Raw genomic sequence first — 26,614 nt, 5'->3', positions numbered from 1 at the left:
TTCCCGTATGAACTCCCGCCCCCGCCGCCCGCAGGGCAAGGCACCGTACCGTCGTCCCAGGCCCGATCCGGTGCGCAGGCTCGCCTACGACGTGCTGCGCGCCGTGGACGAGCGTGACGCGTACGCCAACCTCGTCCTGCCCGCCATGCTGCGGGACGCCGAGCGCGGCTCCGCGGGCTTCGACCGGCGGGACTCGGCGCTGGCCACCGAGTTGGTCTACGGGACGCTGCGCCGCCAGGGCACGTACGACGCGATCATCGCGGCCTGTGTGGACCGGCCGTTGCGCGAGGTGGATCCGCCGGTGCTGGACGTGCTGAGCCTTGGCGCGCACCAACTGCTCGGCACCCGCATCCCGCCGCACGCCGCGGTCTCGGCCACCGTCGAACTGGCCAGGGACGTGGTGGGCGACGGCCGTTCCCGGTTCGTCAACGCGGTGCTGCGCAAGATCGCCGCCGATGATCTCGACGGCTGGCTGGACCGGGTGGCGCCGCCGTACGACGAGGACCCCGAGAACCACCTCGCCGTGGTGCACTCGCACCCCCGGTGGGTGGTCTCCGCGCTGTGGGACGCGCTCGGCGGCGGACGCGAGGACATCGAGGAGCTGCTGGCGGCGGACAACGAGCGGCCCGAGGTGACCCTGGTCGCCCGGCCGGGTCGGTGCACCACCGCCGAACTGGCCGAGGAGACCGGGGCGGACGGCGAGCCGGGCCGCTGGTCCCCGTACGCGATCCGGCTCGCCGACGGCGGCGACCCGGCGGCACTGGACGCGGTACGCGACGGCGCGGCCGGGGTGCAGGACGAGGGCAGCCAACTCGTCGCGCTCGCGCTGGCGGGCGCCCCACTGGACGGCCCCGACCGCCGCTGGCTGGACGGCTGCGCGGGCCCCGGCGGCAAGGCGGCGCTGCTGGCCGCACTCGCCGCGGAGCGCGGCGCGGCACTGCTGGCCGCCGAGAAGCAGCCGCACCGCGCCCGGCTGGTGGCCCGCGCGCTGGATGGCAACCCCGGCCCCTACCAGGTGATCACCGCCGACGGCACCCGACCGGCGTGGCCGCGGGGGGTGTTCGACCGGGTGCTGATGGACGTGCCGTGCACCGGCCTTGGCGCGCTGCGCCGCCGCCCCGAGGCCCGGTGGCGGCGCCGCCCGGAGGACGTGGCCGGATTCGGGCCGCTGCAGCGGGAGTTGCTGCGCACCGCGCTGCGTTCGGTGCGGGTCGGCGGCGTCGTGGGGTACGCGACCTGCTCACCGCACCTCGCCGAGACCCGGGCCGTGGTGGACGACGTACTGCGCGCGGCACCGGAGGGCGCCGAACTGATCGACGCCCGGCCGCTGTTGCCCGGCGTACCGCACCTCGGCGACGGTCCCGACATCCAGCTGTGGCCGCATCTGCACGGCACGGACGCGATGTACCTCGCTCTGCTGCGCCGGACCGGCTGACGGGGGCGCTGCGCCGGACCGGCTGACGGGGGGCGCCCGAAGCGGCCCGGCGCCGGGGGCGCCATACTGGGCGCATGCGTGCGCAGATCAACCCGAGCATCCTTTCCGCCGACTTCGCCCGGCTCGCCGACGAGGCGCAGGCCGTGGCGGGAGCCGACTGGCTGCATGTCGACGTGATGGACAACCACTTCGTGCCCAACCTGACGCTCGGTGTTCCCGTGGTGGAATCGCTGCGCAAGGCGACCGACACCCCGCTGGACTGCCATCTGATGATCGAGGACCCGGACCGCTGGGCGCCGCAGTACGTGGAGGCGGGCGCGGGCTCGGTGACCTTCCACGTCGAGGCGGCCGCGGCGCCGGTCCGGCTGGCCCGGGAGATCCGGGCCAAGGGCGCCAGGGCGTCGATGGCGCTCAAGCCCGCCACGCCGATCGAGCCGTACGAGGACCTGCTTCCGGAACTCGACATGCTGCTGGTGATGACGGTGGAGCCGGGCTTCGGCGGCCAGGCGTTCCTGGACATCATGCTGCCGAAGATCCGCCGGACCCGGGAGCTGATCGCCAAGCACGGCCTTGAGCTGTGGCTCCAGGTGGACGGTGGGGTGTCCGAGTCCACCATCGAGCGGTGCGCGGAGGCGGGCGCCGACGTGTTCGTGGCGGGCTCCGCGGTGTACGGGGCGGACGATCCGGCGGCGGCGGTGCGGGCGCTGCGGGAGAAGGCCGAGTCGACCTTCGCCACGGCGCCGTGGGCCTGCGGCCACTGAACGCGAGGGGGAACGGAACCGTTAACTCCGCTGGGCGTCGCGGCTCCCAGCGCCGTGTTCCGTTCACCTCACTCCCGTAGATTGCGGAAGAGATCGTGATTCCGGGAAAAGTCCCGGCGGCCGGAGGGCGCGCCGCGCCTCGCCATCTGCAAAGATGAGCATGTTGGCAATCAAATGAGCACTGGGGAGGCTGACGTGACCACTGGCCGCTCATCCGTCCGCATGGGGCCCGCCGAGATGGTGCAGGCGGCGGCGATGGCCCGCCGCTTCTACCTGGAGGGCAAGTCCAAGATCCAGATCGCGGAGGAGTTCGGCGTCAGCCGCTTCAAGGTCGCCCGGGTGCTGGAGTCGGCGCTCGAACGCGATCTGGTACGCATCGAGATCCGCGTCCCGGCCGAACTGGACGCCGAGCGCTCCGACGCACTGCGCGCCCGGTACGGGTTGCGCAACGCCGTCGTGGTGGAGTCGCCGGAGGGGCAGGCCAGCGACGCCCCCGACCCGGAGAACCTCGGGGCGGTGGCCGCCGGGCTGCTCGGTGAACTGGTCAACGAGGGCGATGTGCTGGGCCTGGCCTGGGGGCGCTCCATCATCACCATGGCCAACGCGCTCGACCGGCTGCCGCCGTGCACGGTCGTCCAGTTGACCGGCGTGTACGACGCCGGTACCGCGGAGCGCGGCTCGGTCGAGGCGGTCCGCCGGGCCGCCGCCGTCTCCGGTGGCGAGGCGCATCCGATGTACGCGCCCATGGTGCTGCCCGACGCGGCCACCGCGGCCGCGCTGCGCAAGCAGACCGGTATCGCGGCGGCCATGAGCTACTTCGACAAGGTCACCGTCGCCGTGGTGTCCATCGGCTCCTGGGAGCCGCGCGTCTCCACGGTGTACGACGCGCTGTCCGACGCCGAGCGCAAGCACTACGCGGACCTGGGCGTGGCCGCCGAGATGTCCTCGCATCTGTTCGACGCGGACGGCCGCCGGGTCGGCCGGGACCTGCGGGAGCGCTGCATCACGGTGGACGCGGACCGGCTGCGCCGGGTGCCCGAAGTCGTCGCTATCGCCGGAGGGATGCGCAAGGCCCAGGCGGTCGGCGCGGTGCTGCGGTCCGGGCTGGTCACCAGCCTGGTGACGGACACCGCTGCCGCGGACCATCTGCTCAACCACCAGTCCCCCGGGCCGCGCCCGGCCCTGGAGCGCGCCGACCCCGGCGAGGCGTGAGCCCTTCCTGCGGAGGCTTCGGTCGGGGTCGCGCCCGGTTCGGCACCGCCGGGCCACGCCGCGCTGGTTGCTCGCCGCTGCGCGGCGGGGTTGATCTGGGGGCGAGCCCCCAGGAAATGGCGCCCCGGAGCGAGAACCGCCGCCGTGGCGCCCAGGCACGATGGCGGGGACCCGGCGGTGCCGAACTCACCGTGGTCGCAAGCCCGCACGACGCTTGCCGCCCAAACAATTCCGCCGCCGTGGCGCCCGGCCACGATGGCGGAGACCCGGCGGTGCCGAACCCGCCGCAACTCCAACGCCCGCCCCGTTATGGCAGCATCGCCCCATGCGCCGCCGCACGTTGCGATTCCTCCCCGCCCTGCTGGCCTGCCTGCTGCTCGCCCTCGCCGGCTGCACCGCGGCCAAACACCCGGCCGCCCCGCGCCCGAGCGGAACCCGCGGAACGCACGGTCTGCCGACCATCCCGGCAAGCCAGTTGCCTCCAGAGGCACGGCACACCCTCCAACTCATCGCCGCCGGAGGCCCCTTCCCGTACCCCAAGGACGGCGTGGTGTTCGGCAACTACGAGAACGCGCTGCCGCGGGAGCGCCGCGGCTACTACCACGAGTACACCGTGCCCACCCCCGGCGCCCGCGACCGCGGCGCCCGTCGCATCGTCACCGGCGCCGGGCATGAGACGTACTACACCGATGACCACTACCGGACCTTCAAGGAGGTGACGGACGTTGACCACGCCCGTACCTGAGGAGCTGTCAACTCTGTTGGCCCGCACCGGAGTCGTTCACTGGAGCCAGGACCGCCCCACCGCCGACCTGCTGGCCGCCGCCGAGCGGACCGGTCGCCGGGCGTACTCCGTGGAACTCCAGGGAGTAGCGGACAAGGCCGGGTTCATGGCGCGCTGCGCCGCCGCGCTGAAGCTGCCGGACTGGTTCGGCGCCAACTGGGACGCGCTGTACGACTGCCTGACCGACCCGGACGTACTACCCGCCGACGGCGGCCGCGTACTGGTGGTCACCGGCTGGCACGGCTACGCGGCGGCCGCGCCGGAAGACTGGCGCACCGCGCTCGGCGTCCTCGGCGACGCCGCCGACTACTGGGCGAAGACGGACACCCAGTTCCTGGCGGTGCTGGTCGAACCGGAGCTCACAGCCCCGGCGCACCCCACACCGGGAACCAGCGGCTGAGGTCCTCCTCGACCCGAAGGTCGTTCGCGATCATCGCCTTGACCTGCAACTCCAGCGCGTTGTCCCGCCGTTCGCCGCCGCGCGGCGCGAACGGGTAGAACGTACCGCGCTTGTAGAGGTAGACCAGCGCCAGCGAACGCCCCTCGGTGTCCCGGAAGCCGACCAGCGAGCACAGCAGTTGCGGGCCGAACCCGCCGCCCTCCAGCACCGAGTTGACCGCGTGCAGATCGGTGACCAGGCCCGTCACATCGTCCGGCGAGTGCCGGGAGAGCAGCCAGGTGTAGCCGTAGGAGTCCCGGCTGAACTCCACCGGAAGCCCGCCGTCCTCCTTGGCGCCGGCGTCCAGCAGGCCCTGCACCTCCTGCTTCAACTGGGCGAAGGCACCGCCCTCGACGGCGGCGAAGCACACCGACCCCTCGCCGGTCGGGGTGAACCCGGCGGCCGCGGCCAGCGTCACGGCGGCCGACGGAAGTCCGAACAACTGGTCGAGATCGGGCTTGACCGGCTTGCTGCGGCCGAGCAGGGTGTCAAGGAATCCCACGGGCGGTCAGCTCCTCGAAGGGGTGCGGGGGTCTCCCCGGCGGGTGCGGTGGTGGGTCGGCCTCGGTTCAGCCTCGGTTCAGTCGCGACTCAGCCGCGGTTCAGCTCGGCGGAGATCCGCCCAAGCTGCTCCAGCCGCTGCTCCAGCGTCGGGTGGGTGGAGAGCAGGTTGGACAGGCTCTCCTTGGAGGCGATCGCCGGGGCGAAGTAGAAGGCGTTGAACGGTTCCGCCTTGCGCAGGTCCTCGGTGGGGATGCGGGCCATCTGGCCGGTCACCTTGGTCAGCGCGGAGGCGAGCGCGGACGGCCGCCCGGTCAGCTGCGCGGCCGCGCGGTCCGCGGACAACTCGCGGTAGCGGGAGAGCATCCGGGTCAGCAGGAAGCTGATCGCGTACACCACGGCGCTCACCAGCGGGATGAGCAGCGCGACGATGGCCGCGTTCTGGTTGTTGCCACGCGAGCGGAAGCCGCCCCACAGGCCGATCCGGGTGATCACCCCGGCCAGCACGCCGAGGAAGGACGCGATGGTCATCACCGCGACGTCCTTGTGCGCGACGTGCGACAGCTCATGGGCCAGCACGCCCTCCAGTTCCTCCGGCTCCAGCCGCCGCAGCAGTCCGGTGGTCGCGCAGATCACCGCGTTGTCGGCGTTGCGGCCGGTGGCGAAGGCGTTGGGCACGTCGGACTGGGCGACGGCCACCCGCGGCTTGGGCATGTCGGCCAGCGCGCACAGCCGGTCGACCGTGCCGTGCAGCTGCGGATACTCCTCGGGCGTGACCTCGCGCGCCCCCATGCTGAACGCGGCGATCTTGTCGCTGAACCAGAACTGGGCGATGAACAGGCCGCCGGCGATGATCACGATCAGTGGCCAGGCGCCCCGCAGCAGCACCAGCAGCACACCGACGAACACCACGTACAGCAGGCCGATGAAGAACATGGTGATGACCATGCGGCTGGCCAGACCCCGATCCGGGGCGAAGCGAGTGCGGTTCATGTTCCCCTCCCGGGGCTCCCAAGGCCCGGCCGCACGGCCGGAAGGCGCCTCACTGCGTCACTACGATTGTCGCTCCACTGCCTGTGGAACCGACCTGGGCGGTCGGTTGGTTCCCGTGGGCGCTCAGATCATGCCCCAAGCGGCACCGCTGGATCCGGGAGGTTCCTCCAAAGGGGGTTTGCTCTTCCGGCATGCAAAAATGAAGTACGTGCGTTTCCTCAATGATTCTCAGCCGCCGTACGACCTGACGTACGACGACGTGTTCATGGTTCCCAGCCGCTCCGCCGTGGGCTCCCGGCAGGGCGTGGACCTGTCCTCCCCGGACGGGACCGGAACCACCATCCCCCTCGTGGTCGCCAACATGACCGCGATCGCCGGTCGCCGCATGGCCGAGACGGTGGCCCGCCGCGGCGGTCTGGCCGTCATTCCGCAGGACATCCCGATCGAGGTGGTGACCGAGGTCATCTCCTGGGTGAAGCAGCGGCACCTGGTGCTGGACACCCCGATCGTGCTCGCCCCGCACAGCACGGTCGCCGACGCCATCTCGCTGCTGCCCAAGCGGGCGCACGGCGCGGGCGTGGTGGTCGAGGACGGCCGCCCGGTGGGCGTCGTCACCGAGTCCGACCTGTCCGGGGTGGACCGTTTCACCCAGCTGTCCGAGGTGATGTCCAAGGACCTGCTGGTCTTCGACGCGGACATCGACCCGCGTGAGGCGTTCAACCGCCTGGAGGAAGCCCACCGCAAGCTCGCCCCCGCGGTCGACAAGGACGGCAGGCTGGCGGGCATCCTGACCCGCAAGGGCGCACTGCGCGCCACCTTGTACACCCCCGCCACCGACGCCGACGGAAGGCTGCGGATCGCCGCCGCCGTGGGCATCAACGGCGATGTGGCGGGCAAGGCCAAGCAGCTGCTGGACGCCGGTGTGGACACGCTGGTGATCGACACCGCGCACGGCCACCAGGAGTCGATGGTCTCCGCCATCAAGGCGGTGCGCGCGCTCGACCCGCAGGTGCCGATCGTGGCGGGCAACATCGTCGCCGCCGAGGGCGTCCGCGACCTGATCGAGGCCGGGGCCGACATCGTCAAGGTCGGTGTGGGCCCGGGCGCGATGTGCACCACCCGCATGATGACCGGCGTGGGCCGCCCGCAGTTCTCCGCCGTGCTGGAGTGCGCCGCCGAGGCGCGCAGGTACGGCAAGCACGTATGGGCCGACGGCGGTGTGCGGCACCCGCGTGACGTGGCGATGGCGCTGGCCGCCGGCGCGTCCAACGTGATGATCGGCTCGTGGTTCGCCGGGACCTACGAGTCGCCGGGTGACCTCCAGCACACCGCGGACGGCCGCCCGTACAAGGAGAGTTTCGGCATGGCGTCGGCCCGCGCGGTGCGCAACCGCACCAGCGAGGAGTCCGGGTACGACCGGGCCCGCAAGGCGCTGTTCGAGGAGGGCATCTCGACCTCGCGGATGTTCCTCGACCCGGCCCGGCCGGGCGTTGAGGACCTGATCGACTCGATCATCGCGGGCGTGCGCAGCTCCTGCACCTACGCGGGCGCGGGCTCGCTGGAGGAGTTCCACCAGAAGGCGGTCGTCGGCGTGCAGTCCGCTTCCGGATACGCCGAGGGCAAGCCTTTGCACTCCAGCTGGCAGTAGTCGCACCACATCGGCAGCAGGCCCCGTACGGACCGCCGCTCGGCGGGCCGTACGGGGCCTTGGCTATATGCCGCAAAACACCCGAGCGCAACGAACAGCCGAAAGCGGCTAACGATCATGCGGCCACCCCGGGTCAGGCGCAACGTTTTTTTGCATATATGCAATGGTCACGCATTATGGACACAGCGCCCGGGCTCCTAGAGTCGTGGGCCGTACGTGGAGCAGCGGGGACCCCCGGCTCGGCGGTCCCCCTCGATCGAGGGCATGCCTGTCATCGGCATGCCCTTCGCCTGGTCGGCCGCGCGGGTCGCCGCCGCCCAGAGCCGCTGACGATGATGGAGCCCACGTGGTGGAACCCGGCACGACGCCGATAGCCCCTGCCCGGACGACCGACGCCGGACCGCCTCCAGCCGGACGGCCGTCCGGCCTCGGTGCCGCCGTGATGCGTCGCAAGCCGGTGGAGCGACTGGTCGCCGAGGGCGGCCAGGGCGAGGGCGGTCAGCTCAAGCGCTCGCTGAGCATGTGGCAGCTCACCATGATCAGCATCGGTGCCACCCTGGGCACCGGCATCTTCGTGGTGCTCGGCGAGGCGGTGCCCAAGGCCGGTCCCGCCGTGGTGGTCTCCTTCGTCATCGCCGGTCTGACCGCGCTGTTCTCCGCGCTGTCCTACGCCGAGCTGGCCGGCACCATCCCGGTCTCCGGCTCCTCGTACTCCTACGCCTACGCGACGATGGGCGAGCTGATCGCCTGGATCTGCGGCTGGTGTCTGATCCTTGAATACGGCGTGTCGGTCGCCGCAGTCGCGGTGGGCTGGGGGCAGTACCTCAACGAGCTGCTCAGCGGCACCATCGGGCTCACCATTCCCGGCTGGATGGCCAACCCGCCGGGCCAGGGCGGCTATCTGAACATCCCCGCGCTGCTCGTGGTGCTGCTGGCCATGGGCTTCCTGCTGGGCGGCGCCAAGGAGAGCGCCCGGGCCAACACCATCATGGTCGTGGTGAAGATCGCCTCGCTGATCCTCTTCTGCGCCGTGGCGTTCACCGGTATCCGCGCCGGTAACTACAAGCCGTTCATGCCGCTCGGCCTCGGTGGTGTCAGCGCCGCGGGCGCCTCGCTGTTCTTCTCCTACATCGGCTTCGACGCCGCCTCCACCGCGGGCGAGGAGGCCAAGAACCCCAAGCGGGACCTGCCGCGGGCGATCATGCTCTCGCTGCTGATCGTCACCGCGCTGTACTGCCTGGTCGCGCTGGTGGCGGTGGGCGCCATGCCGTGGAAGAACTTCGCGAACGCCGACGCCGCCCTCGCCCAGATCATGAAGGACGTCACCGGCCAGAGCTTCTGGTCCGTACTGCTGGCCGCGGGCGCCGTCATCGCCATCGCCAGCGTGGTGCTGACCGTGATGTACGGCCAGACCCGGATCCTGTTCTCGATGTCCCGGGACGGGCTGGTGCCCAAGCTGTTCGCGAGGGTCAGCCCGAAGTCCGGCATTCCGGTCGCCAACACCGTGATCGTCTCGCTGTTCTGCGGTGTGCTGGCCGCCGTGGTCCCGCTGGGCGCGCTGGCCGACGCCACCAGCATCGGCACGCTCTTCGCCTTCGCGCTGGTCAACGCGGCCGTCATCGTGCTGCGCAGGACGCGCCCCGACATGCCGCGCAGCTTCAAGGTGGCCTTCTCACCGGTCACCCCGGCGATCGGCTTCGTGCTGTGCCTGTGGATGATGGGTAGCTTCGAAAAGATCACCTGGGAGTACTTCGGTGGCTGGATGATCGTCGGAATCGTGCTGTACTTCGCGTACGGCATGCGCCGCTCCCAGCTGGCCCGAGAGGCCCCCGCCCGAGCAGAGAAGTGAACCACCCGCCTTGCGACTGAACGATCTCGACGAACGCATCGTGCACGCCCTCGCCGAGGACGCCCGCCGCTCCTACGCCGACATCGGCGCCGAAGTCGGCCTGTCCGCCCCCGCGGTCAAGCGCCGGGTGGACCGGCTGCTGGCGGCGGGCGCCATCACCGGCTTCACGGTACGGGTCGACCCGGCGGCGCTCGGCTGGGAGACCGAGGCGTTCGTCGAGATCTACTGCCGCCACAACACCTCGCCCGAGGACATCCGGCGCGGCCTGACCCGCTACCCGGAGGTGGCGGCGGCCTCCACCGTCACCGGCGAGGCGGACGCCCTGGTGCAGATCTACGCCTCCGACGTACGCCACTTCGAGCGCGTCCTGGAGCGCATCGCTGGCGAACCCTTCGTCGAGCGCACCAAGTCCGTGCTGGTGCTCTCGCCACTGCTGCGCCGCTACAGCGCCGGTTCGCCCACCTAGGCGACACCTAGCCCGTCTTCCCGCACCGCGGCCCGCCGCCGACGACGGCGACAGCGCCGCCGACGGCGCCGGCACACGGGTGGGCGGGTGGGCAAACCCCCCACACGCCAGCGCGAGCGAACCCGCCTCGCAACCCCCAAACGCGAGCCCCCGCGCCCCCGCCGGATACGGTGGTCACACCATGGATGACTCGCAGCCCAAACCTGCCCCCGCCGCTCCGGTCACTTCCGCCGCGAGCGCGGCGGCCGCGCATGAGACCGGTCCGACTCTCCTGGTCAAGATCTTCGGCAAGGACCGCCCCGGCATCACCGCCGGCCTGTTCGACACCCTCGCCGCCTTCGGCGTGGACGTCATCGACATCGAGCAGGTGGTCACCCGAGGCCGCATAGTGCTCTGCGTACTGATCACCGCGCCCACCGGCGGCCCGGGTACGGAGGGCGACCTCCGCGCCACCGTGCACAGTTGGGCCGAATCGATCAAGATGCAGGCCGAGATCATCTCGGGCATCGGCGACAACCGCCCCCGCGCGGCGGGCCGTTCGCACGTGACCGTGCTCGGCCACCCGCTGACCGCGGAGTCCGCGGCCGCCATAGCGGCCAGGATCACCGAGGTCGGGGGCAACATCGACCGTATCTTCCGACTCGCCAAGTACCCGGTGACCGCCGTGGAGTTGACGGTCTCCGGCGCGCCCACCGACGAGCTGCGCACGGCGCTCGCGCTGGAGGCGGCGCACCGCGGTGTGGACGTGGCCGTGGTCGCGTCCGGTCTGCACCGCAGGGCGCAGCGGCTGATCGTGATGGACGTGGACTCCACCGTCATCCAGGACGAGGTGATCGAACTCTTCGCCGCCCACGCGGGCTGTGAGGAGAAGGTCGCCGAGGTGACGGCCGCCGCGATGCGCGGGGAACTCGACTTCACCGAGTCACTGCACGCCCGGGTGGCGCTGCTGGAGGGCCTGGACGCCTCGGTGGTGGACAAGGTCCGCGCCGAGGTACGGCTGACCCCGGGCGCCCGTACGCTCATCCGTACCCTCAAGCGGCTCGGCTACCAGGTCGGCATCGTCTCCGGCGGCTTCACCCAGGTCACCGACGAGCTCAAGGAGCGGCTCGGCCTTGACTTCGCCGCCGCGAACACCCTGGAGATCGTGGACGGCAAGCTCACCGGCCGGGTGACCGGCGAGGTGGTGGACCGGGCGGGCAAGGCCCGGCTGCTGCGCCGCTTCGCGGCGGAGGCAGGCGTTCCGCTTGCTCAGACGGTGGCGGTCGGCGATGGCGCCAATGATCTCGACATGCTCAACGCAGCGGGCCTCGGGGTCGCCTTCAACGCCAAGCCGGTGGTCCGGCAGGCCGCCGACACCGCGGTCAACGTGCCGTTCCTGGACACGGTGCTGTACCTGCTGGGCATCACCCGCGAGGAGATCGAGGCCGCCGACCTGCACATCGAGGCGTAGCCCCGCCCCCCGGCCACACAACCGAGTGCGCCCCCGGCCCAGCGCGGGGAGGCGCACTCCTCACATCTCAGGCTCGCCGAACATCCCGGCTTCGCCGAGCCCAGAGCCCTCAGCTCCCCGGCTCACGGAGTCGTCTGGGGCTGGTGGAGTCCGGGGCTGGCGGAGTCCGGGGCTGGCGGAGTCCGGGACGCTCTCAGGGCCGCGGGGCCCAGAACTCCACCAGGCGCCCGACGCCGTGCTCCACGGACTTCCACGATCCGGTGAAGGTCAGCACGGCGATCGCCGAGGTCGGGAAGCCGGTTCTGCTCATCCGTGTCAGCGCGTCCCCCTCCACCGTGCCCGCGAGGGCGTCGGCGAGCGCGTGCATCCCGGGGTTGTGCCCCACCAGCATCAGGTCGACGATCTCTTCGGGGGTCTCGTTGATCACCGCGATGAGTTCGCCGAGGCTGGCCTCGTAGAGCCGCTCCTCGTAGACGGTCTTGGGGCGTTGGGGCAGTTCGTGCGCGACCAGCTTCCAGGTCTCGCGGGTACGGACCACCGGTGAGCAGAGGGTGAGATCGGGCATGATGCGCGTTCCGGCAAGCCACACTCCGGCGGCGGGCGCTTCCTTGCGTCCGCGTTCGGCGAGCGGCCGGTCCCGGTCGGGCACGTCGGGCCAGTCGGCCTTGGCGTGCCGGAGGAGAATGATCCTTCGGGGCGTTGCGTCGCTCATGCCCATCAGCTTCGCAGAAATCTCGGCGTCGGGCGCGGGAGTGCGTACGGTCAGAACAGGTGCGACAGCAGTCGCGGCAGCAGGTCGGCGAGCCGCCCAAGCAGCTCTTCCAACGGCTGCGCGGGCACCGCTGAGGCGGCGTGCGCTGGGTCGGCGACCAGGGCCAGCAGCCCGGCGAAGGCGATGGCGGGCAGGGCCACCGCCCACCACGGCAGTCTCGTCGCCACCCGGCTGGCGCGTGGACGCGCTGACCTCGGCTGGGTATGGATGGCCGCCATGGAAACCGCCTCCCGGGTCGCGTGGCGTAGTGCTCGCTATCTGTGCGCACCGCGCGCTCCGCCCGGTGCACTGACGACGTTACGCAGCCGCGGCGGCCCAACCCATCAGGCAGCCCACCCAGTTGACCCTGACCCTGACCCCCTAGGGGAGGTGGGGACAGCCCCACCCCGGCCCCTGACCCGGGCGGTCGGGGGCGCCGGTCATCCGTAGTTGGCGGCGATGGAAGCGATCACGGCGACGACGGCGGGCACCCCGAGCATCAGGCCGAGGACCAGCAGGAGCTTCTTCTGCGGCTGCGGAGGATTCGGTTCGAGCACTGGCATGCGGCCAAGTGTCGCACCACTTCCTGGCCGCCCGTGGCACGGGTCCCGCGGCGGGGTGTCAGCCGTCCGCTCGCGCCTCGTCCTCTATGTGACGGCCGCGCCCGGCGAACAGGCCCGCGATGATCTGCGGCACCATGAGCCCGGCCATCAACGCGATGGGCAGCCCCCAGCCGCCGGACCGCTGGTAGAGCGTGCCGACCAGGATCGGCCCGGGTATCGAGAGCAGATAGCCGACGCTCTGCGCGAAGGCCGACAGCCGCACCACCCCGGGGCCGCTGCGCGACCGCATGCCGATCATGGTGAGCGCCAGCGGGAAGGCGCAGTTCGCCACCCCGAGCATCAGTGCCCAGGCCAGCGGCGCCGCCCCCGGGGCGAGCCACAACCCCGCGTACCCCACCAGTCCGAACGCGGCCAGGACCACCACCAGCCCGCCCTGGTGCCGCATCCGCCCGGCGACCGCGGGCAGCACGAAGGACAGCGGCACGCCCATGACCATGGTGACGGCGAGCAGCACCCCCGCCGTGCTCGCCGAGACCCCGGCGTCACGGAAGATCTGCGGCAACCAGCCCATGGTGATGTAGGCACCGGTGGCCTGCAGTCCGAAGTAGCAGGCGAGCGCCCAGGCGGTGGGACTGCGGGTGATGCGTATCGCCTGGGCCCGCGGTGCGGGCGTCGCGCTGGCCGGGACGCCGCTCGACCGGTCGCGGACCAGTGCGAGCCAGGGCAGGACGGCGATCGCCGCGAACGCCGCCCATACGCCCAGGCCGAGGCGCCAACTGCCGCCCAGGGTATGGGTGATGGGGACGGTGACCGCCGCGGCTATCGCGGTGCCGAGCGCGAGCGCCATGGAGTACAGACCGGTCATCTGGCCGATGCGGTCCGGGAAGTACTGCTTGACGATGACCGGCATCAGCACGTTGCCCACCGCGATGCCCGCCAGCCCGAGGGCGCTGGCGGCGAGGAACGCGGGTGTCCCTCCGGCCAGCGGCCGCAGCAGCAGCCCGGCGGTGATGGCCGCCATCCCGGCGCACACCACCGCGCCGGGCCCGAAGCGGCGGGCGAGCCGTGGCGCGGCGACGCCGAAGACGGCGAAGCACAAGGCGGGCACCGAGGTGAGCAGTCCGGCGACGGTGCCGCTCATGTGCAGGCCGCCGCGGACCTCCTCCAGCAGGGCGCCGAGGCTGGCGATCGCCGGTCGCAGGTTGAGCGCGGCGGCGATCATGCCGATGACCACGAGTCGCCGCGTCCAGGTGGCCAGGGGCTCGCCGACCGCCGGTCTGCCGACGGCCACCGCCGCTTCCCGTCGTTCTCGGGTCAGGGTCTCGTCATCACGCATGGGACCATCATAGAATCATTGGATGATTGCCTGTCCACTGGTTTCCCCGGCTCCGTGTCCGCGAGCCGCGCGAGGAGAGTCATGCCGCTGACCACGCCCCGGCGTTCCGCCCTGGTCGACCTGGTGATCGCCCAGCTGCGGACGCAGATCACCTCCGGTGAATGGCCGGTCGGCTCCCGCATCCCCACCGAGCCCGAACTGGTCGAGCAACTCGGCGTCGCCCGCAACACCGTCCGCGAGGCGGTGCGCGCGCTGGCGCACAACGGGCTGCTGGACATCCGGCAGGGTTCCGGCACGTATGTGCTGGCCACCAGCGAGCTGGCCGGGGTGATGCAGCGCCGCTTCGCCGACGCCGACCGGGACCAACTCGCCGAGGTCCGCGGCGTGCTGGAGGCGGCGGCCGCCCGGCTCGCCGCGCGGCGCCGTACCCAACGCGATCTGTCGCAGTTGGACAAAGCGCTGGACCGCCGGGAGCGGGCGTGGCAGTCCGGCCACAGCGAGGCGTTCGTGGACGCCGACGCCGCACTGCACCTGGCGGTGGTGGCCTCGGCACACAACGAGGTGCTCACCGAGATGTACGCCGACCTCGGCCAGGTGCTGCGCGACCTGATCAGGGCCGACGTCGGCGAGGAACTGCGCCCGGAGAACTACGTGGAGCACGGCGCCCTGGTCGAGGCGATCCGCGCCGGAGACGGCGAACGGGCCGCGGCCCAGGCGGGCGCCTACCCCCTGGGCTGCCGCACCCAGGGCTACCGCCACGGCGGCTGAACGACACACCGCGGGCACGACGAGAGCCCCGGCCCGCCCGAAGGCGGAACCGGGGCTGAGGGTGAAGCGTCGGTGTCAGGCGCCCATCATGTGCACGCCGCCGTCGACGTGCACGATCTCGCCGGTGGTCTTGGGGAAGAAGTCCGACAGCAGACCGACGACACCGCGGCCCGCGGGCTCCGGGTCGGTCAGGTCCCAGCCGATCGGGGCACGGTGGTTCCACACGTCCGCCAGCTCCTCGAAGCCCGGGATGGACTTGGCGGCCATCGACTTGATCGGGCCCGCGGAGATCAGGTTGCAGCGCACGTTCTTCGCGCCCAGGTCACGCGCCAGGTAGCGGTTGGTGGACTCCAGGGCCGCCTTGGCCACGCCCATCCAGTCGTACTTCGGCCAGGCGATCTGCGCGTCGAAGGTGAGGCCGACGACCGAGCCGCCGCGCGGCATCAGCGGCAGGCAGGCCATGGTCAGCGACTTCAGGGAGTACGCCGAGACGTGCACGGCGGTGGAGACGTCCTCCCAGGTCGCCTCAAGGAAGTTGAAGGCGCCCTGCGGGCCGAAGGCGATGGAGTGCACGATGCCGTCCAGGCCGACGCCCTCACCAAGGTGTTCACGCACCTTGTCGGCGAGGCCGTCGAGGTGCTCCTGGTTGGTCACGTCCAGCTCGATCACCGGGGCGGGCTTGGGCAGCCGCTTGGCGATCCGCTCCACCAGGGAGAGCCGGCCGAAGCCGGTGAGGATGACCTCGGCGCCCTCCTCCTGTGCCACTTTCGCCGCCTGGAAGGCGATCGAGGACTCGGTCAGGACACCCGTGACCAGGACGCGCTTGCCAGCGAGGATTCCACTCATATCGATCAGTGACCCATGCCCAATCCGCCGTCGACAGGCACGACGGCTCCGGTGATGTACGCGGCGTCCTCGGAGGACAGGAAGCGCACAGTGGAGGCGATCTCCTCGGGCTGTGCGTACCGGCCCAGCGGGACCCCGCCGAGGATGGCCGCCCGCTGCTCGTCGGAGAGCGCCCGGGTCATGTCGGTGTCGACGAAGCCGGGGGCGACGACATTGACGGTGATGTTCCGGGAGCCCAGCTCGCGGGCGAGGGAACGGCCGAAGCCGACCAGGGCGGCCTTGGAGGCGGCGTAGTTGGCCTGGCCCGCGGAACCGAGCAGTCCGACCACGGAGGAGACCAGCACGATGCGGCCCTTGCGGGCGCGCAGCATCCCGCGCGCGGCACGCTTGACGACCCGGAAGGTACCGGTGAGGTTGGTGTCGACGACGGAGGTGAAGTCCTCCTCGGACATCCGCAGCAGCAACTGGTCACGGGTGACACCGGCGTTGGCCACCAGCACCTCGACCGCGCCCTGCTTGTCCTCGACTTCCTTGTAGGCCTGCTCGACCTGCTCGGGATCGGTGATGTCGCACCGCACCGCGAGGACGCCCAGCTCGCTGAGGACGGCCGGTGGCTCGCCGGTCCGGTAGGTGATGGCGACCTTGTCTCCTGCCTGCGCGAAGGCACGGGCGATGGCGAGGCCGATGCCCCGATTGCCTCCGGTGACGAGAACCGAGCGGCTCAACGGCCCACCCTTTCGTTTAGTCGTCTGTGCGCTATGAAACCTATCGGCCGCGGGTCGGCCGCGGAGAATCGGCCTCCCACAGGGGCTGGCGGCCGTCGCTGTCGGATCCCTACATAAGTCCCGGCGCCAGCCGATTGTCACAGCGGCGTGATTCACTGCGAACACGACACAGGAAGGCCTCATGGGAAGGGGGAGCCGTCATGCCCCAGGAGATCGACGAGTCGTTTCTGGCGCTGCCGCTACGGGCGTTGGCGGACGCGGCGCTGGCGCGCGCCCGGGCGCTGGGCGCGGAGCACGCCGACTTCCGGTTCGAGCGGGTGCGGGAGGCCTCCTGGCGGCTGCGCGACGCCCGGCTGTCCGGCACCTCGGACACCACGGACACCGGGTACGCGGTCCGGGTGGTGCACGGCGGGGCGTGGGGTTTCGCCTCCGGCGTGGAGCTGACGATGGACGCGGCGGCCCGGGTGGCTGGCCAGGCGGTGGCGATGGCCAAGCTGTCCGCGAAGGTCACCGCGGCGGCCGGTTCCGGCGCGCAGGACAGGGTGGAGCTGGCCGCCGAGCCGGTGCACGCCGACCGTACGTGGGTGTCGTCGTACGAGGTGAACCCGTTCCACGTACCGGACAAGGAGAAGGTCGAGCTGCTGGCCGAGTGGAGCGGTCGGCTGCTGGCCGCCGAGGGCGTCTCGCACGCGGACGCCGCACTGCTGACCGTCCAGGAGAACAAGTTCTACGCGGACACCGCGGGCACCACGACCACCCAGCAACGGGTGCGGCTGCACCCGGAGTTGACGGCCGTCGCGGTGGACGAGCGCTCCGGTGAGTTCGACTCGATGCGCACCCTGGCGCCGCCGGTGGGCCGCGGCTGGGAGTACCTGACCGGCACCGGCTGGGACTGGGACGCCGAACTCGCCGCGATGCCCGCGCTGCTGGCCGAGAAGATGCGCGCCCCCAGCGTCGAGGCCGGGACGTACGACCTGGTCATCGACCCGTCCAACCTGTGGCTGACGATCCACGAGTCGATCGGGCACGCCACCGAACTGGACCGCGCGCTGGGCTACGAGGCGGCGTACGCGGGCACCTCGTTCGCCACCTTCGACCAGTTGGGCACGCTGAAGTACGGCTCCGAGGTCATGAACGTGACCGGGGACCGCACGGCGGAGCACGGCCTGGCCACCATCGGGTACGACGACGAGGGCGTGGCCGCGCAGTCCTGGGACCTGGTCAGGGACGGTGTGCTGGTCGGCTACCAGATGGACCGGCGGATCGCCAAACGGTGCGGCTTCGAGCGCTCCAACGGCTGCGCGCACGCCGACTCCCCCTCCCATGTGCCGGTGCAGCGGATGGCGAACGTCTCACTGCGCCCGGCGGAGGGCGGGCCGTCGACGCGGGAGCTGATCGGCCAGGTGGAGCGGGGGCTGTACCTGGTGGGCGACCGGTCGTGGTCCATCGACCAGCAGCGATACAACTTTCAATTCACCGCACAGCGGGCGTTTCGCATCAAGAACGGCCAACTCGCCGGTCAGGTGAAGGACTTCGCCTATCAGGCGACCACCACCGACTTCTGGGGCGCGTTGGAAGCGGTCGGCGGCCCGCAGACGTATGTGCTGGGCGGCGCGGTCAACTGCGGTAAGGCGCAGCCCGGCCAGGTCGCGTCGGTCAGCCATGGCTGTCCTTCGGCGCTGTTCCGTGGCGTCACCATCCTCAACACCGCGCAGGAGGCAGGGCGATGAGCGTCCGGCAGACCGCTCCGCACGAGATCGTCGAGCGGGCCCTGGAGTTGTCCAGGGCCGACGGCTGTGTGGTCATCGCTGACGAGGAGTCGAGCGCCAACCTGCGCTGGGCGCGCAACGCGCTCACCACCAACGGCGTGACCCGCGGCCGCACCCTTACCGTGATCGCCACCGTGGACGGTGCGCGGGGCACCGCCTCCGGAGTGGTGTCCCGATCGGCGGTCACCGCACGGGAGTTGGAGCCGCTGGTGCGCGCGGCGGAGGCGGCGGCGCGCGAGGCGGGCCCGGCGGAGGACGCACAGCCGCTGGTCGGCGCGGGCGCGGTGGCGGCCGACTTCACCGAGGCGCCTACCGAGACCTCCCCGGAGGTGTTCGCGGCGTTCGCGCCCGCGCTGGGCGAGTCGTTCGCCGCGGCCCGGGCGGGCGGCCGTGAGCTGTACGGCTTCGCGTACCACTCGATGGTCTCCAGCTATCTGGGCAGCTCGACCGGCCTGCGGCTGCGCCACGACCAGCCGACCGGCACGCTGGAGCTGAACGCCAAGTCCCCGGACGGCACCCGTTCGGCCTGGTCGGGGGCGGCCACCCGTGACTTCGCGGACGTCGACCCGCTGGCGATGGACGCGGGTCTCGCTCGGCGGCTGGAGTGGGCGGGCCGCAGGGTGGAGCTGCCAGCCGGCCGGTACGAGACGCTGCTGCCGCCGAGCGCGGTGGCCGATCTGTTCGTCTACCAGCTGTGGTCCTCGGGCGCCCGGGACGCGGCCGAGGGCCGTACGGTCTTCAGTCGGCCGGGCGGCGGTACGCGGGTTGGCGAGAAGCTCACCGAACTGCCGGTGAGCCTCTACAGCGATCCGCGCGAGCCCGGTCTTGAGGCGGCGCCGTTCGTCCTGGCGCACGCCTCGGGTGACGAGGCGTCGGTCTTCGACAACGGGCTGCCGCTGGAGCGCACCGAGTGGGTGCGCGACGGGGTGCTGGACCGGCTGATCGCCACCCGGCACGCGGCACGGCTGACCGGTCTGCCGGTGGCCCCGGCGGTGGACAACCTGGTGCTGGACGCCGGTGGCGGCAAGTCGCTGGACGAGTTGGTGGCCAGCACCAAGCGGGGGCTGCTGCTGACCTGCCTGTGGTACATCCGCGAGGTGGATCCGGCGACGCTGCTGCTGACCGGGCTGACCAGGGACGGTGTCTACCTGGTGGAGAACGGCGAGGTCACCGCGGCGGTGAACAACTTCCGCTTCAACGAGTCCCCGGTGGACGTGCTGGGCCGGGCGACGGAGGCCGGGCGCACCGAGCGCACCCTGCCGCGGGAGTGGGGCGACTACTTCCCCCGCACGGCGGCCCCGGCGCTGCGGGTCCCTGACTTCAACATGAGCTCGGTCAGCCCCGGGGTGTGACGCCGGGTGGACGGACGGCCCGGCCCGGCTGGTCTTCCCGCCAGGGCCTCGGGTCGTCCGTTCGGCGCAGCTCACACGCCCCGAACGGGTCAGCCCCGGTCTCGTAGCGAGCGCAGCCGCGGCGTAACGTGTGAAGTGTCCGGACAGGGGAGGTTCCGGCATATCCAACAGGTGGTGGAACGTGATGCGGAACCACAGCAGTGCCGGGGTCTACCGGATCACGGGGGCTCGAGCCGGGCTGACCGAGGACGTGAAAGGGCGGCAGCGCCGCTATGTGATCTCGATGTCGATCCGCACGGTCTGCTTCCTGCTCGCCATCTGCCTGTGGCACGTACAGACGGTGCTGGCGGCGATCGCGCTGGTCCTGGGGGGCGTACTGCCGTATATCGCGGTGGTTATCGCCAATGCGGGACGGGAGAACACCCCGTCGCTGCCGTCCACGTACCTGTCGCATCCGCCGCGTCCGATGCTGGACCGGGGCCCGGCGCCGGACCCGAGGACCCCGGAGAAGGCCGAGCCAGCGGCCGGGGCGGAAGCCGGGGAGGAGCCCCGGCGCGAGCGGGCGAGCTGACCTGCGCGCTTGCCGGAAGCTCAAGAAAAGCTCAGATCAATCACGTCGTTCCGGTGCCATGGCGGGGTGGGTGCGTGACATACTTCGTAGGCGCTCCGCATCCCCCGTCGGAGCGACGGACCGACGCCGGGCGGCTCCCCCCGTGGCTGCCCGGCGTCGTCTCTTTTCCGGCCTTTCCAGCGAACACGCAAGGGTTCGCGGTGGGTTCACCGAGCGTTGAGGGTTCGAAGAAGACCATGGAGCACGTCGCGGCCGAGACGCCGATCTGTTCGGCCAAGGGTTGCCGGGCGGCGGCGGTGTGGGTGATCGCCTGGAACAACCCGAAGGTCCATACGCCCGAGCGGCGCAAGACCTGGCTGGCGTGTGAGGAGCACCGCGAGCACCTGTCGTCGTTCCTGGGGATGCGCGGCTTCCTCAAGGACGTGGTCAAGCTCGGGGACTGGGACTTCTCTCGCGAATCCTGACCGGCGGGTGCCGCCCCCGCTCCGGTTCGCTAGCGCCCTGAAGGGGCTCGGGGCTGTGTTCATGTGCGGCTCCGCCGCGTGGGCGCGACCAGCCACCACGGCGCCGCAGACGATCGAGGGCAAAATCGTCGCACCCCCCAGCGGAGCGCTCAGCCGCCGATCGCGGACATCGGGCGCTGCGGCTGGAGGAAGGACGGGTCGTCCAGGCCGGAGCCCGCTTTCTTGCCCCACATCGCGGCGCGCCACAGTTCGGCGATGCGCTCGTCCGGCTCGCCTGAGCGCAGTGCGGTGCGCAGATCGGTTTCCTCGCGGGCGAACAGGCAGTTGCGCACCTGGCCGTCCGCGGTGAGCCGGGTGCGGTCGCAGGCGCGGCAGAACGGCCGGGTGACGGAGGCGATCACGCCGACCTTGGCCGGGCCGCCGTTGACCAGCCAGCGTTCGGCGGGCGCGGAGCCGCGGACCGAGGACTCCTCGGGGGTCAGGGTGAAGTGCGCGGTCAGCTGCCGCAGGATCTCCTCGGCGGTCACCATGTTGGCGCGCTGCCAGCCGTGTTGGGGGTCGAGCGGCATCTGTTCTATGAAGCGCAGTTCGTAGTCGTGCCGTATGGCCCAGTCGAGCAGGGCGGGCGCCTCGTCGTCGTTGAGGTCGCGCATCAGCACGCTGTTGATCTTCACTGGGGTGAGGCCGACGTCGTGTGCGGCAGCCATCCCGGCGATGACGTCCTCGTGCCGGTTGCGCCGGGTGAGCCGCTGGAAGACCTCGGGCCGCAGGGTGTCCAGTGAGACGTTGACCCGGTCCAGGCCCGCGTCACGCAGCGCCCGGGCGGTTCTGGCCAGGCCGATGCCGTTGGTGGTGAGGGAGAGCCGGGGGCGCGGTTCGAGGGCGGCGCAGCGCTCCACGATGCCGACGAGGCCGGGCCGCAGCAGCGGTTCGCCACCGGTGAAGCGGACCTCGGTGACGCCGAGTTCGGTGACCGCGAGCCGGACCAGCCGGACGATCTCGTCGTCGGTGAGCAGTTCGGGCTTGGCCAGCCACTGCAGGCCCTCTTCCGGCATGCAGTACGTACAGCGGAGGTTGCACCGGTCGGTGAGCGAGACCCGCAGGTCGGTGGCGACCCGGCCGTAGGTGTCGAGCAGCACGGTGACGCCTCCCCTCCTGGGCACTCGGTGCGCCCGTGGCTATCAAGCCTAGATCGTCGGTCAGGGTACGCGACCACCAGCCGATTGCAACAGTTTGTTGAAACGGTGGTGGTGCCCAGCTCAGCGGTGCCGCGACAGCGCGAGTGACAGGCCGGTACCGGTAACGCTCCGGTTCGTTCTACACGGCGTGAGCGCGTCGCCGAGCACCCCACCGCCAGGGCCGGACAAACGACCGTACGGAACCGTCCGGCTGGCCGCTCCCGTGCCCCCGGCCGCGCCCCGCAGACCCGTACCGCCGGTATCCGGCAGGTGGTACGGGCCGCGGGTGGTCATACCGCTGCTGAGCATCGAGACGCTGCGCGGCATCCGGTAGCTCAGGGCCGCACCAGGACCTTCAGCGCGGTGCGCTCGTCCATCGCGCGGTAGCCGGACGGGACGCCGTCCAGGTCGACGGTGAGGTCGAAGACGGGCGACGGATCGATCGCGCCGCTCAGCACGTCGGGGAGCAGCTCCGCGATGTACGTGCGCACCGGGGCGACGCCACCGCGCAGCGCGATGTTCCGCCCGAACATCACGCCGAGGTCAAGCCCGGTGCCGCTGCCGTGCGGTACGCCGACGTAGCCGATCGCGCCGCCGTCCCGGGCGATGCCGACGGCGGTGCGCATCGACTGCTCGGTGCCGACCGCCTCGATCACCGAGTGGGCGCCCTGGCCGCCGGTCAGTTCGCGCACCGCCTCGACGGCCGCCTCGCCGCGCTCGGCGACCACGTCGGTGGCGCCGAACCTCCTGGCCAGGTCGGTGCGGTCCTGGTGGCGGCCGAGCGCGATGATGCGCTCCGCGCCGAGCCGCTTCGCCGCCACCACACCGCACAGCCCGACGGCGCCGTCACCGACCACCGCCACGGTGGCGCCGGGCCGCACGCCCGCACCGACCGCCGCGTGGTGGCCGGTGCCGAGCACGTCGGAGAGGGTGAGCAGCGCGGCCAGCAGCCGGTCGTCGCCGACCGCGTCCGAGGGCAGGGCGACGAGGGTCGCGTCGGCGAACGGCACCCGGACGTACTCGCCCTGGCCGCCGTCCGAGCCCGGGGCGCCCCAGAAGCCGCCGGCCGGGCACGAGGTGGTCAAACCCTCGGCGCAGTAGTCGCAGGAGCCGTCGGACCAGACGAAGGGCGCGACGACCAGGTCTCCCGCCCGCAGTCCGGAGACGTGCGAGCCGGTCTCCTCCACAACTCCCAGGAATTCATGGCCTGTTCGCTGCCCGGGCTCCCGCGCGGTCTCACCCCGGTACGCCCACAGGTCGCTGCCGCAGATGCAGGCGCGCAGCACGCGCACCACGGCGTCGCCCGGTTCCTTGATGACGGGGTCGGGCACCTCCTCCACGCGTATGTCGTTCGGGGCATGGATGACGGTGGCGCGCATGGGTGGTCCTCAATCTCTACCGGTGTTACCGGCTGTCCAACGCCGCCCGGCGCCCCGGGCATTCCCGTCCGGCCCACCGCTCACCCCCGCAAGGAAACTGAGCGCCATTCACCCCTGGCGGTGCACCCGTCCGTCACTGTCAGTGCCGCCCCCTATCCTCAATGACCATGCTGGAGAACCAAACGGACCGCACGGCCGCGACCGAGCCCCCCTCCCCGTGGCCGACCGCCTACCCGCAGGGCTACGCGGTGGTGGACGTGGAGACCACCGGGCTGGGCCGGGACGACCGGATAGTGTCGGCGGCCGTCTACCGGCTGGACGCGCAGGGCGAGGTGCAGGACCACTGGTACTCGCCGGTCAACCCGCAGCGCGATCCCGGGCCGGTGTGGATCCACGGACTGACCAGCGAGGTGCTCGCCGACGCCCCGCTGTTCCGGGACATCGCCGACGAACTGGCCGAGCGGCTCTCCGGCCGGGTGCTGGTCGCCCACAACGCCGTCTTCGACTGGTCGATGCTGGCCCGCGAGTACGCCCGCGCCGACCACCGGGCCCCGGTCGAGCAGCGGTTGTGCACCATCATGCTCTCCAAGCAGTTGCGACTGCCGTTGCCCAACCACCGGTTGGAGTCCCTGGCCGCGCACTACGGGGTGGTGCAGCAGCGGGCGCACCACGCCCTCGATGACGCCCGGGTGCTGGCCGAGGCGTTCCGGCCGAGCCTGCACCTGGCGGCGGCCAGCGGGCTACCGCTGCCGCTGCACGCCTGCCGCCCGCTCACCGAGTGGTCGCCGACCGGCGGGCCGCTGCGCTCGGCCGGTTATCCGCCGACCAGTTGGCGGCACTCACGCAAGCGACCGCCGTGCCCGTACCCCAACCCGGGCCGTCTGCTGCCTGATGGGCCGCTGATACAGGGCATGCGGGTCGCCTTCTCGGGTGATACGACCGTGGACCGCGAGCTGTTGGAGGACCGGGCCACCGAAGCCGGGCTGCATGTGGCGTCCAGCGTCTCCCGGCTCACCTCCCTGCTGGTCACCAACGACCCCGGCTCCCCCGCCGGAAAGGTGGTCAACGCCCGGCGGTTCGGCACCCCGGTGGTGGACGAGGCACGGTTCCGGGAGCTGCTGGAGGACGTGGCCCGGGCCGAGGGGTGACGGCGGATAGGCCGTACGGGCGGAGTCGCCACGACCCGCCAGCCGCAGCGTTGTCCGGGCGGCGCGGCGCCCGCACTCTGGCCGCATGGGACATTGCGAGGTCTGCGGTAACGAGTACTCCATGACGTTCGAGGTGCACGCACAGGGTGGCGCGGTGCACGTCTTCGACTGCTTCGAGTGCGCCATCCACCGTATGGCGCCGATCTGCGAGCACTGCAGGGTGCAGGTCGTCGGCCATGGCGTCGAGGCTGACGGCCGCCAGTTCTGCAGCGCGCACTGCGCCAAGGCCGAAGGGGTCCAGGGCATCGTCGACCGGGTCGGCGCCCCCACGGCGTGACCCCACGGTGATCACCCCACGACGGAGATGTACCGTCGTGGGGTGTACCGCTTCCTGCTGTCAAGACAATGGGTGATCCTCACCCTCGTCGGCCTGGTCCTGATGCCCACCATGGTGGAGCTGGGCCTGTGGCAGATGCACCGGCACGAGAGCCAGGCCCGGCAGAACTCCGAGATCGCCCGCAGCCTGAACGCTCCCGCGGTCCCCGTGGAGAAGCTCACCGCGCCGGGCGCCCAGGTGCCCTCGCGGGACAACTTCCGCAAGGTGACGGCCACCGGGCACTACGATCCGGCGCACCAGGTCGTGGTCCGGCACCGCACCTCGGCTGACGGTTCCACCATCGGGTACTACCTGGTCACCCCGCTGATCATGGCCGACGGCAAGGCCGTACTGGTCAACCGCGGCTGGATCGCCGCCCCGCAGTACGGTGACGGCGTCTCGTTCCCGCCGGTCCCGAGCACCCCGTCCGGCGAGATCACGGCCACCGGCCGGATCCGGCCGGACGAGACCACCGCCAGCACCAGCATCCGCGACAAGGCCGGGCTGCCCGCCCGGCAGATCATGCTGATCAACAGCTCGAAGCTGGCCGGATCCGTCACCGAGCCACTGCTCGGTGGCTACCTTGAGCTGACCGGCACCTCCCCCAAGCCGTCCGGTGACCAGCCCGAGCCGGTCCCGGCCCCGACGCCCGGTGACAGCGGCGGCTGGTACAGCCCGCCGCACCTGGCCTACGCCTGGCAGTGGTGGCTGTTCGTGGTCATGGTCCCGGTGGGCTGGTTCATCCTGGTGCGCCGCGAGGTCAGGGACCAGCGCAGGGCCCGGGCGGAGGCGGAGCGGGCCGCGGCCGAACCCGCTGAGGCGTCCGCGCGGGCCTGACCCCGGCAGGGCGGCGCCCCACCGCCTTTCGAGCGCGCCCCGCATGGTCCAATGACGCCATGGATCTCGGGCTCAAGGACAGGGTGTACGTGCTCACCGGTGCCACCCGGGGGCTGGGCTTCGCCGTCGCCCGCGAGTTGGTCGCCGACGGTGCCAGGGTGGTGGTCAGTGGGCGCAAGGAGGAGTCGGTCGACGCGGCCGTCGAAGCGCTCGGCGGCAAGCGGCGGGCGTTCGGCGTGGTCGCGGACAACGCCGACCCGGACGGCCCGCAGCGGCTGATCAACGCCGCCCGCGAGCGCTTCGGCCGCTTCGACGGGGTGCTGGTCAGCGTCGGCGGACCGCCCGCCGGCCCGGCCACCGCGATCGACGACGACCAGTGGCGGGCGGCGTTCGAGACGGTCTTCCTGGGCGCGGTACGCATCGCCCGGACCGCCGCGGCCGAACTGGGCTCCGGCGGGGTCATCGGCTTCGTGCTGTCCGGCTCGGTGCACGAGCCGATCCCGGGCCTGGTGGTCTCCAACGGGCTGCGGCCGGGGCTGGCGGGCGTGGCCAAGACCATGGCCGACGAGCTGGGGCCGCGCGGCATCCGGGTCCTGGGGCTGCTCCCGGCCCGGATCGACACCGACCGGGTACGGGAACTGGACGCGCTCGACGGTGACCCGCAGGCCGCCCGCGCCCGGCACAGCGCGTCGATTCCGCTGCGCCGCTACGGCACTCCGGAGGAGTTCGGCAAGACCGCGGCGTTCCTGCTGTCGCCTGCCGCGTCCTATCTGACCGGCATCATGGTCCCCGTGGACGGCGGCCACCGACGCGGTTTCTGACGGTACGTCAATTACCAGTGGCCAGCAGGCGCCGGTGGCGCTACGCGTCCCGCTGGGAGTGCGGCGATGTGCCGTCGATCGTCCGCGGCGCCGTGGTGGCTGGTCGCGCCCACGCGGCGGAGCCGCACATGAACACAGCCCCGCGCCCCCTCCGGAGCGCGGCGGACTTCGCCCGCCCTGCTTGGCGCGCGG

At 71.6% G+C, this 26,614-nt stretch carries 29 protein-coding genes; 19 read left to right on the top strand and 10 right to left on the bottom strand.

Annotation, left to right across the window (positions count from 1 at the left end; all coding sequences use genetic code 11):
* Positions 1 to 7 precede the first annotated feature (7 nt).
* The 5 genes from NON19_RS19690 to NON19_RS19670 all read left to right on the top strand — a co-directional run bounded on the left by NON19_RS19690 (position 8) and on the right by NON19_RS19670 (position 4,592).
* Complete coding sequence (locus tag NON19_RS19690) at positions 8 to 1,435, top strand: RsmB/NOP family class I SAM-dependent RNA methyltransferase (protein WP_255929877.1); 1,428 nt, start codon at positions 8 to 10, stop codon at positions 1,433 to 1,435.
* 74 nt (positions 1,436 to 1,509) lie between these two features.
* The gene (gene rpe / locus NON19_RS19685; RefSeq protein WP_255929876.1) at positions 1,510 to 2,196 is read left to right on the top strand and encodes a ribulose-phosphate 3-epimerase; all 687 of its coding nucleotides are present in this window, start codon (positions 1,510 to 1,512) and stop codon (positions 2,194 to 2,196) included.
* A gap of 174 nt (positions 2,197 to 2,370) precedes the next feature.
* Positions 2,371 to 3,408, top strand: coding sequence for a sugar-binding transcriptional regulator (locus tag NON19_RS19680; RefSeq protein WP_255929875.1), 1,038 nt, complete (start codon positions 2,371 to 2,373; stop codon positions 3,406 to 3,408).
* Positions 3,409 to 3,733: 325 nt separating this feature from the next.
* Positions 3,734 to 4,153 (top strand): guanyl-specific ribonuclease, encoded by a 420-nt coding sequence (locus NON19_RS19675; protein WP_255929873.1) that lies wholly within the window; start codon positions 3,734 to 3,736, stop codon positions 4,151 to 4,153.
* A complete protein-coding gene (locus NON19_RS19670) occupies positions 4,134 to 4,592 on the top strand; it encodes a barstar family protein (protein ID WP_255929871.1) in 459 nt (152 codons plus the stop codon). Before NON19_RS19675 ends, NON19_RS19670 begins: the two co-directional genes overlap by 20 nt.
* Here the strand turns inward: NON19_RS19670 and pspAB are convergent.
* Together pspAB and htpX are read right to left on the bottom strand one after the other, a co-directional pair.
* Positions 4,552 to 5,133, bottom strand: coding sequence for a PspA-associated protein PspAB (pspAB, locus tag NON19_RS19665; RefSeq protein WP_255929869.1), 582 nt, complete (start codon positions 5,131 to 5,133; stop codon positions 4,552 to 4,554). The genes NON19_RS19670 and pspAB overlap by 41 nt on opposite strands.
* A gap of 89 nt (positions 5,134 to 5,222) precedes the next feature.
* The gene (gene htpX / locus NON19_RS19660; protein WP_255929867.1) at positions 5,223 to 6,125 is read right to left on the bottom strand and encodes a zinc metalloprotease HtpX; all 903 of its coding nucleotides are present in this window, start codon (positions 6,123 to 6,125) and stop codon (positions 5,223 to 5,225) included.
* A gap of 199 nt (positions 6,126 to 6,324) precedes the next feature.
* Between htpX and NON19_RS19655 the strand changes: the two genes are divergently transcribed.
* From NON19_RS19655 to serB, 4 genes are all read left to right on the top strand, one after another.
* Positions 6,325 to 7,773, top strand: coding sequence for a GuaB1 family IMP dehydrogenase-related protein (locus tag NON19_RS19655; protein WP_255929865.1), 1,449 nt, complete (start codon positions 6,325 to 6,327; stop codon positions 7,771 to 7,773).
* Positions 7,774 to 8,215: 442 nt separating this feature from the next.
* Positions 8,216 to 9,622 carry an amino acid permease gene (locus NON19_RS19650; protein WP_255929954.1) on the top strand — a complete coding sequence of 469 codons (1,407 nt, stop codon included), beginning with the start codon at positions 8,216 to 8,218 and terminating at the stop codon, positions 9,620 to 9,622.
* Between the two features lie 10 nt (positions 9,623 to 9,632).
* Positions 9,633 to 10,088 (top strand): Lrp/AsnC family transcriptional regulator, encoded by a 456-nt coding sequence (locus tag NON19_RS19645; protein WP_255929863.1) that lies wholly within the window; start codon positions 9,633 to 9,635, stop codon positions 10,086 to 10,088.
* A gap of 181 nt (positions 10,089 to 10,269) precedes the next feature.
* Positions 10,270 to 11,538, top strand: coding sequence for a phosphoserine phosphatase SerB (gene serB, locus NON19_RS19640; RefSeq protein ID WP_255929861.1), 1,269 nt, complete (start codon positions 10,270 to 10,272; stop codon positions 11,536 to 11,538).
* Positions 11,539 to 11,731: 193 nt separating this feature from the next.
* Here serB and NON19_RS19635 read toward each other — a convergent pair whose 3' ends face one another.
* From NON19_RS19635 to NON19_RS19620, 4 genes are all read right to left on the bottom strand, one after another.
* On the bottom strand, positions 11,732 to 12,250 hold the full coding sequence (locus NON19_RS19635) for a SixA phosphatase family protein (protein ID WP_255929859.1): 519 nt from the start codon (positions 12,248 to 12,250) through the stop codon (positions 11,732 to 11,734).
* A gap of 50 nt (positions 12,251 to 12,300) precedes the next feature.
* Complete coding sequence (locus tag NON19_RS19630) at positions 12,301 to 12,528, bottom strand: hypothetical protein (protein WP_255929857.1); 228 nt, start codon at positions 12,526 to 12,528, stop codon at positions 12,301 to 12,303.
* Between the two features lie 201 nt (positions 12,529 to 12,729).
* Positions 12,730 to 12,852 (bottom strand): SGM_5486 family transporter-associated protein, encoded by a 123-nt coding sequence (locus tag NON19_RS19625; RefSeq protein WP_255929855.1) that lies wholly within the window; start codon positions 12,850 to 12,852, stop codon positions 12,730 to 12,732.
* Between the two features lie 58 nt (positions 12,853 to 12,910).
* Complete coding sequence (locus NON19_RS19620; RefSeq protein ID WP_255929853.1) at positions 12,911 to 14,188, bottom strand: CynX/NimT family MFS transporter; 1,278 nt, start codon at positions 14,186 to 14,188, stop codon at positions 12,911 to 12,913.
* A gap of 81 nt (positions 14,189 to 14,269) precedes the next feature.
* Between NON19_RS19620 and NON19_RS19615 the strand changes: the two genes are divergently transcribed.
* Positions 14,270 to 14,956 (top strand): FadR/GntR family transcriptional regulator, encoded by a 687-nt coding sequence (locus NON19_RS19615; RefSeq protein WP_255929851.1) that lies wholly within the window; start codon positions 14,270 to 14,272, stop codon positions 14,954 to 14,956.
* Between the two features lie 75 nt (positions 14,957 to 15,031).
* Here the strand turns inward: NON19_RS19615 and fabI are convergent, their stop codons facing one another.
* Both fabI and fabG read right to left on the bottom strand, forming a co-directional pair.
* On the bottom strand, positions 15,032 to 15,802 hold the full coding sequence (gene fabI, locus NON19_RS19610) for an enoyl-ACP reductase FabI (protein WP_255929849.1): 771 nt from the start codon (positions 15,800 to 15,802) through the stop codon (positions 15,032 to 15,034).
* Positions 15,803 to 15,807: 5 nt separating this feature from the next.
* The gene (fabG, locus tag NON19_RS19605; protein ID WP_255929847.1) at positions 15,808 to 16,527 is read right to left on the bottom strand and encodes a 3-oxoacyl-[acyl-carrier-protein] reductase; all 720 of its coding nucleotides are present in this window, start codon (positions 16,525 to 16,527) and stop codon (positions 15,808 to 15,810) included.
* Positions 16,528 to 16,727: 200 nt separating this feature from the next.
* Here fabG and NON19_RS19600 point away from each other — a divergent pair, with 200 nt between their 5' ends.
* The 4 genes from NON19_RS19600 (at position 16,728) to NON19_RS19585 (ending at position 20,683) form a co-directional block, all read left to right on the top strand.
* Positions 16,728 to 18,257, top strand: coding sequence for a TldD/PmbA family protein (locus NON19_RS19600; protein ID WP_255929845.1), 1,530 nt, complete (start codon positions 16,728 to 16,730; stop codon positions 18,255 to 18,257).
* The gene (locus NON19_RS19595) at positions 18,254 to 19,648 is read left to right on the top strand and encodes a metallopeptidase TldD-related protein (protein ID WP_255929843.1); all 1,395 of its coding nucleotides are present in this window, start codon (positions 18,254 to 18,256) and stop codon (positions 19,646 to 19,648) included. Before NON19_RS19600 ends, NON19_RS19595 begins: the two co-directional genes overlap by 4 nt.
* A 184-nt stretch (positions 19,649 to 19,832) precedes the next feature.
* On the top strand, positions 19,833 to 20,219 hold the full coding sequence (locus NON19_RS19590) for a DUF3099 domain-containing protein (RefSeq protein WP_255929841.1): 387 nt from the start codon (positions 19,833 to 19,835) through the stop codon (positions 20,217 to 20,219).
* Positions 20,220 to 20,455: 236 nt separating this feature from the next.
* On the top strand, positions 20,456 to 20,683 hold the full coding sequence (locus NON19_RS19585; protein ID WP_255929953.1) for a hypothetical protein: 228 nt from the start codon (positions 20,456 to 20,458) through the stop codon (positions 20,681 to 20,683).
* 149 nt (positions 20,684 to 20,832) lie between these two features.
* On the opposite strand, the gene moaA is transcribed toward NON19_RS19585, so the two are convergent.
* Positions 20,833 to 21,822, bottom strand: coding sequence for a GTP 3',8-cyclase MoaA (gene moaA / locus NON19_RS19580; RefSeq protein WP_255929839.1), 990 nt, complete (start codon positions 21,820 to 21,822; stop codon positions 20,833 to 20,835).
* Between the two features lie 187 nt (positions 21,823 to 22,009).
* Here moaA and NON19_RS19575 point away from each other — a divergent pair, with 187 nt between their 5' ends.
* A complete protein-coding gene (locus NON19_RS19575) occupies positions 22,010 to 22,195 on the top strand; it encodes a hypothetical protein (RefSeq protein WP_255929837.1) in 186 nt (61 codons plus the stop codon).
* Between the two features lies 1 nt (position 22,196).
* Here the strand turns inward: NON19_RS19575 and NON19_RS19570 are convergent, their stop codons facing one another.
* Positions 22,197 to 23,240 carry a zinc-dependent alcohol dehydrogenase family protein gene (locus tag NON19_RS19570; RefSeq protein ID WP_255929835.1) on the bottom strand — a complete coding sequence of 348 codons (1,044 nt, stop codon included), beginning with the start codon at positions 23,238 to 23,240 and terminating at the stop codon, positions 22,197 to 22,199.
* Positions 23,241 to 23,407: 167 nt separating this feature from the next.
* On the opposite strand from NON19_RS19570, the gene NON19_RS19565 reads away from it, so the two are divergent.
* The 4 genes from NON19_RS19565 (at position 23,408) to NON19_RS19550 (ending at position 26,422) form a co-directional block, all read left to right on the top strand.
* The gene (locus NON19_RS19565) at positions 23,408 to 24,388 is read left to right on the top strand and encodes a DEDDh family exonuclease (protein ID WP_255929833.1); all 981 of its coding nucleotides are present in this window, start codon (positions 23,408 to 23,410) and stop codon (positions 24,386 to 24,388) included.
* 85 nt (positions 24,389 to 24,473) lie between these two features.
* Positions 24,474 to 24,725, top strand: coding sequence for a metallothionein (locus tag NON19_RS19560; RefSeq protein ID WP_255929831.1), 252 nt, complete (start codon positions 24,474 to 24,476; stop codon positions 24,723 to 24,725).
* A gap of 42 nt (positions 24,726 to 24,767) precedes the next feature.
* Positions 24,768 to 25,601, top strand: a complete 834-nt coding sequence (locus tag NON19_RS19555) for an SURF1 family cytochrome oxidase biogenesis protein (protein ID WP_255929829.1) — start codon at positions 24,768 to 24,770, stop codon at positions 25,599 to 25,601.
* 59 nt (positions 25,602 to 25,660) lie between these two features.
* Positions 25,661 to 26,422: an SDR family oxidoreductase gene (locus NON19_RS19550; RefSeq protein ID WP_255929827.1), complete on the top strand. Its 762-nt coding sequence runs from the start codon at positions 25,661 to 25,663 to the stop codon at positions 26,420 to 26,422.
* Positions 26,423 to 26,614 lie beyond the last annotated feature (192 nt).

It is taken from the genome of Streptantibioticus rubrisoli (assembly GCF_024436055.1).
GTDB classification, from domain to species: Bacteria; Actinomycetota; Actinomycetes; order Streptomycetales; family Streptomycetaceae; genus Streptantibioticus_A; species Streptantibioticus_A rubrisoli.
The sequence above is the reverse complement of the archived record's forward strand: the minus strand, read 5'-3'. Positions and strand labels throughout refer to the sequence as shown.